Source organism: Micromonospora craterilacus (genome assembly GCF_003236315.1).
Lineage (GTDB): Bacteria > Actinomycetota > Actinomycetes > Mycobacteriales > Micromonosporaceae > Micromonospora > Micromonospora craterilacus.
Window position 1 is genome coordinate 1 of the sequence record NZ_POTY01000376.1, and the last position, 3,899, is coordinate 3,899.

Sequence of the window (3,899 nt, forward strand, 5' to 3'; positions counted from 1 at the left end):
ATCGGCAGCCGGCCGAGGCGCTCAGGCTGGCCCGGCCGATACTGCCGATACGTCGCGTACCCCGGCCGCGCCGCCGCCGCGGCGCGCAGCTCCTCGTCGGCGAGCAGACGGTCAGCCACGGCCGGCCTCCGCCTCGTCGACGCGGCCACCGCCCAGCCGGTACGGGGCGAGCGCGTTGGTCAGGTCGGTCACCGCGTCGCGGACCTGCTCGTCGGTGGGCTGGGGGGAGGTCATCGTGTTCAGTCCTCTCGTTCGCCGAGGATCGCGGCGTCGCGGGCTCGGGCTGCGGCCGCGAGGGCCGCGGGCAGGGGTTTCGAGGCGGGCCGGGCCCGCGGCGGTGGTGGGCTGTGGTTGGCGTCGCCGGCCTCACCCACGCGCAGGCAGGTCTGGCAGGTAAGCCGGTCGCGGTGGTCCGGGCCGATGCCGGGGTCCGGGTCCCACTTCGTGCAGTAGCGGCGCTCGGGGCTACGGGCCATCGGTGCCGTCCCCGGGCAGGTGGTCGAGCAGGGACGGGCCGTCGAGGCCGGCGCGGTCGCCGTGGCCGGCGAGGCCTGGCAGGGGGACCGGAGCCGACCGGGCGCGGGCCTCGGCGCGGGCCTTGCGCCAGCAGCCCTCGCCGACGCGCCGCGCCCTGGACACGGCGGTCATCACCGGCGTGTCGCAGTGCAGGCAGAGCACCTCGGTCGGCTCGTCGGCGGTCATGAGAGGTCGAACTCCCGGTGATGCATCGGGGAGGCCTCGTGCGCGGCGCGGATCTGGGTGGTGCTCTGGCCGGGCCGGCCAGTGCACACCAGCCGGCACCGCGACGACACACACCGCCACGTCAGGGGGTCGGGCAGGCCGCCGTGGTAGACCGGCTCCGACTCGGTGCAGGTGAACCAGCGCTCACGGGTCGAGCCGTGCCGGTCGGAGACGTAGCTGACCCGCACCCTCACCTGGGCCAGGCGGGTGACCTCGCCGCGGCGCCACCGGCCGCCCGCCCACACCCACACCGGGTCGCCCACGGTCAGGTCGACAGCGGTCAGCAGCCGGTCCGGGGGCTCCGGCGCGGCCACCGCGGTCCGCGGGGCGGTCACCGGTGGCCACCATGCTGGGCAGGCCGGCCGGCGCGCAGCGCCGCGGTGAACGCCGCCGAGCTCGCCGCGACGTGCGCCACGTAGCGGGGGTTGATCAGCGGCCGGTCCGGCCACAGCGGCGGCGGGGCCGGCGGGGCCGGCACCACCGCGCGGGCCCCCGCCCACCGGTCCCACCGATCGGCCCACAGCAGCAGCGCAATGCGGGTCAGCAGAGCGACGCACACCATGGTGAGCAGCCCGGCGGCCACCAAAGCGGGGTGGGTGGCCACCCAGTCGACGCCGGCCACGACCAGGTCCTGAACGAGGTCACCCATGGCTGGTCACCGCCTGACGGGCAGGTGCCGTGGACGGGTCGGGCAGCATCCGCCACACGTCCAGAGTCACCAGCACCACCTGCGGGTCGGTGTCCGCGACGCACCGCAGGATCAGCCGCTCGTGGCCGTTGCAGGCCTCGACGACCCGGCCGCCGGCGGCGGCGAACAGCTCGTCGACGAGCACCGTGCGGGGCTCGCGCTGCCCGTCACGCAGGACCGGCTCCGTCCACCGCTCGCGGCCCATCGCGGCGTCGCGCTCGTAGTGCCAGCCGGCGCCGGCGAGCCGGGCGCGGATGATCGACATCAGCGACCGCGGCGACGGCACCGCCGGGCGTGCGGCCGGCGGGGCCGGCACGCCGGGCGGCCGAGTGGTCAGCGCGGGGTCGAACCGGGCCCAGCTCATCGGGCACCGACCTGCGGGCACGTGGCGTCGGCACACGCCCACGCCACCGGGTCGTCCGGCCCGTGCGGCAGCATCGCCAGGCCGGACGTGGCACCGCACCAGCAGCAACGGCGGGCCGGATCCGGGGTGGTCGCCGGCTCGGCGGCGGGCACCGCCGGCGCCGGCGGGGGCTCGGTCGCCGGCGGCGCAGGGGGCGACGACACCGGCACGGGCACGGGCGTGGACTTCGCGCCAGCCGACCGCGGGTGGGCGGCGGACACCTCCACCTCCACCGGCGGGTTGAGCTCGTCGCCGCCGTAGCGCCAGGTCGCCCGCAGCCCGTAGTCCTGCTCGACCGCCTCTACGTCGAGCACCGCCGCGAACCGGCGCACCGCCTCGGGGGAGTCCAGGCCACCGCCGATACGCAGGGTGTAGCGCGGCAGCGGGAAGAACTCGTCCTGCTCGGCCAGCTGGGCCAGCTGGCGCAGGCACTCGATCTGCTGCGCCCGATGCGCCCGCGCCTTGGCCCGCGCCGCCGCCTGCTCGACCGCCTCGGCGTCGACCAGGAACAGCAGCTCGTTGACGCGGTACTCGGAGTACGAGGGTCCGGCGTACACGACGCCCACCCAGTGGCCGTCCTCGGCCAGCTCGACGTGGCGGACCTCCATCCCCGGCGCGTCCATGTCGCCGGTGGCCACGAACATGCCGGTGCGCAGCTCGCCGGCCGGCACCGGCGGCAGCGCCGACTGGTTCGCGATGGCGATGTGGCGGTCCAGCAGCTCCGACGCCGCGCCGAGGCTGTCGAAGCCGTCGTAGGTGACCCCGCACGCGCACTCCGCCCCGCACTCGCCGGGCTCGCCCTTCCATCCGGCGGCCATCCGGTGCGGCCCGGCCTGCTCGTCGACGGCCGGGGTCGCCGGCTCGTCGCCGGCGGTCAGGGCCTGCTCCCCCGCCTCGGTCAACCGGTAGCCGCCAGCGTCGCCGGCGGCCTCGGCCGGCGGGGCGGCCGGGTCGATCGCCGACATCAGCGCCGTATCCGCGTCCCCCGGCCGCCGCCACTCGCCCGTGGCCAGGCTCTGGACGAGCCCGCCCGGGTTGACGAAGACGTTGTCCTCGCCCGCCGGCACTGCGGTCTGCTGGTCGACGGGCGCCGGCCACTGGTCACGGCGCAGCCGCAGCATCCCGGCGTGCGCCACCCCGGCCTCCTCCGACGACGCGAACTGGCCGGCAAACGTCGGCCCGAAATGCCGCGTCACCTCAGCCCGGGCCGCGTCGTACACGCCGTGCGTCACCGCGTACCGGCCCGCGTACGCGGATCCCTGCGGGAAGGTGAACCACCAGGTACGCGGCTCGTCCTCCAGGCCCAGCTGCTCGGCGGTCTCCACCGCCGGCGCGGGCTGTAGATTGGTTGTCATCTCGACTCGTCCTTCCAGGGGACTTGGTAGGGATTCAGGGGTCACGGCGTGCCGGCCGTGGCCCCTTCTTGCTGCCGCAGCTCGTCGATCGCGTCACTGAGCCGCTGAACCTCGTGCTCCCGGCGCTCCTGGTCCGTCGCCGGCCGCATCGGCCGCGGCTCGACGGCCGGCGTCGACGGGCCAGCCAGCCCATCTACGACCAGCACCACGCCGACCGCGACCAACGCGACCGCCCGCACGACCCGCGCCACGGAGTGGATCCGAGCCGCCATCAGCCGGCCGCCCACGCGACCACAGCCCAGACGGCGGTGATCATCACGGCCGCGCTGACCGCGAGGCACGCGATCCCGCCGAGGCACCCGCGCATGTCAGACCCGGCCCGCGAGACTGCGACGGGTCTTGTGCTCGATCCGGCGCCGCTGCCGAGCCGTCCGGCGCGTCCCGGTCTGCCACCGGTAGCGCTCCTCGCGCTGCTCCGCCGTCAGCGGCACGGTCGACACGCCCTGTCCGCCAGCGCGGTGCGCGGCCGCCTCACGACGCAGACGCGCGGCCAACTCCGGGGTGATTGACACCTTCGGAAAGGGCAGCCTGGGGATGGTGATCCCCGGGCCGGACGGCGGCCCACCGGTGTCGGGTCCGGTCATGCTGATCTACCTCCAACGGGATTGCTCTTCGGGGGCTTGGGCGGGGGCGGCTTCGGCCTGGTCCGTGG

General features: G+C 75.9%; 9 protein-coding genes. All 9 read right to left on the bottom strand.

The window, feature by feature from the left end; genetic code table 11:
- Positions 1 to 111: 111 nt before the first annotated feature.
- The gene (locus C1I95_RS36985; RefSeq protein ID WP_267900731.1) at positions 112 to 234 is read right to left on the bottom strand and encodes a hypothetical protein; all 123 of its coding nucleotides are present in this window, start codon (positions 232 to 234) and stop codon (positions 112 to 114) included.
- 5 nt (positions 235 to 239) lie between these two features.
- Positions 240 to 476 (bottom strand): hypothetical protein, encoded by a 237-nt coding sequence (locus C1I95_RS32450; RefSeq protein WP_111219749.1) that lies wholly within the window; start codon positions 474 to 476, stop codon positions 240 to 242.
- Entirely contained in the window at positions 466 to 702 is a 237-nt protein-coding gene (locus C1I95_RS32455; RefSeq protein WP_111219751.1) for a hypothetical protein, read from the bottom strand. The genes C1I95_RS32450 and C1I95_RS32455 overlap by 11 nt, the downstream gene beginning before the upstream one ends.
- On the bottom strand, positions 699 to 1,076 hold the full coding sequence (locus tag C1I95_RS32460; RefSeq protein WP_111219753.1) for a hypothetical protein: 378 nt from the start codon (positions 1,074 to 1,076) through the stop codon (positions 699 to 701). Before C1I95_RS32460 ends, C1I95_RS32455 begins: the two co-directional genes overlap by 4 nt.
- Positions 1,073 to 1,390 carry a hypothetical protein gene (locus C1I95_RS32465; RefSeq protein ID WP_111219755.1) on the bottom strand — a complete coding sequence of 106 codons (318 nt, stop codon included), beginning with the start codon at positions 1,388 to 1,390 and terminating at the stop codon, positions 1,073 to 1,075. Before C1I95_RS32465 ends, C1I95_RS32460 begins: the two co-directional genes overlap by 4 nt.
- The gene (locus tag C1I95_RS32470) at positions 1,383 to 1,793 is read right to left on the bottom strand and encodes a hypothetical protein (protein WP_111219757.1); all 411 of its coding nucleotides are present in this window, start codon (positions 1,791 to 1,793) and stop codon (positions 1,383 to 1,385) included. The genes C1I95_RS32465 and C1I95_RS32470 overlap by 8 nt, the downstream gene beginning before the upstream one ends.
- Positions 1,790 to 3,187, bottom strand: coding sequence for a hypothetical protein (locus C1I95_RS32475; RefSeq protein WP_146605929.1), 1,398 nt, complete (start codon positions 3,185 to 3,187; stop codon positions 1,790 to 1,792). The genes C1I95_RS32470 and C1I95_RS32475 overlap by 4 nt, the downstream gene beginning before the upstream one ends.
- Positions 3,188 to 3,228: 41 nt before the next feature.
- Positions 3,229 to 3,438: a hypothetical protein gene (locus tag C1I95_RS32480; protein WP_233514028.1), complete on the bottom strand. Its 210-nt coding sequence runs from the start codon at positions 3,436 to 3,438 to the stop codon at positions 3,229 to 3,231.
- 117 nt (positions 3,439 to 3,555) lie between these two features.
- Positions 3,556 to 3,831, bottom strand: a complete 276-nt coding sequence (locus C1I95_RS32485; protein ID WP_111219761.1) for a hypothetical protein — start codon at positions 3,829 to 3,831, stop codon at positions 3,556 to 3,558.
- Positions 3,832 to 3,899: the final 68 nt, after the last annotated feature.

Coding starts and splice junctions, on each gene's coding strand:
- C1I95_RS36985 (WP_267900731.1), bottom strand. CDS start 234: ATGACCTCCCCCCAGCCCACCGACGAGCAGGTCCGCGACGCGGTGACC.
- C1I95_RS32450 (WP_111219749.1), bottom strand. CDS start 476: ATGGCCCGTAGCCCCGAGCGCCGCTACTGCACGAAGTGGGACCCGGAC.
- C1I95_RS32455 (WP_111219751.1), bottom strand. CDS start 702: ATGACCGCCGACGAGCCGACCGAGGTGCTCTGCCTGCACTGCGACACG.
- C1I95_RS32465 (WP_111219755.1), bottom strand. CDS start 1,390: ATGGGTGACCTCGTTCAGGACCTGGTCGTGGCCGGCGTCGACTGGGTG.
- C1I95_RS32470 (WP_111219757.1), bottom strand. CDS start 1,793: ATGAGCTGGGCCCGGTTCGACCCCGCGCTGACCACTCGGCCGCCCGGC.
- C1I95_RS32475 (WP_146605929.1), bottom strand. CDS start 3,187: ATGACAACCAATCTACAGCCCGCGCCGGCGGTGGAGACCGCCGAGCAG.
- C1I95_RS32485 (WP_111219761.1), bottom strand. CDS start 3,831: ATGACCGGACCCGACACCGGTGGGCCGCCGTCCGGCCCGGGGATCACC.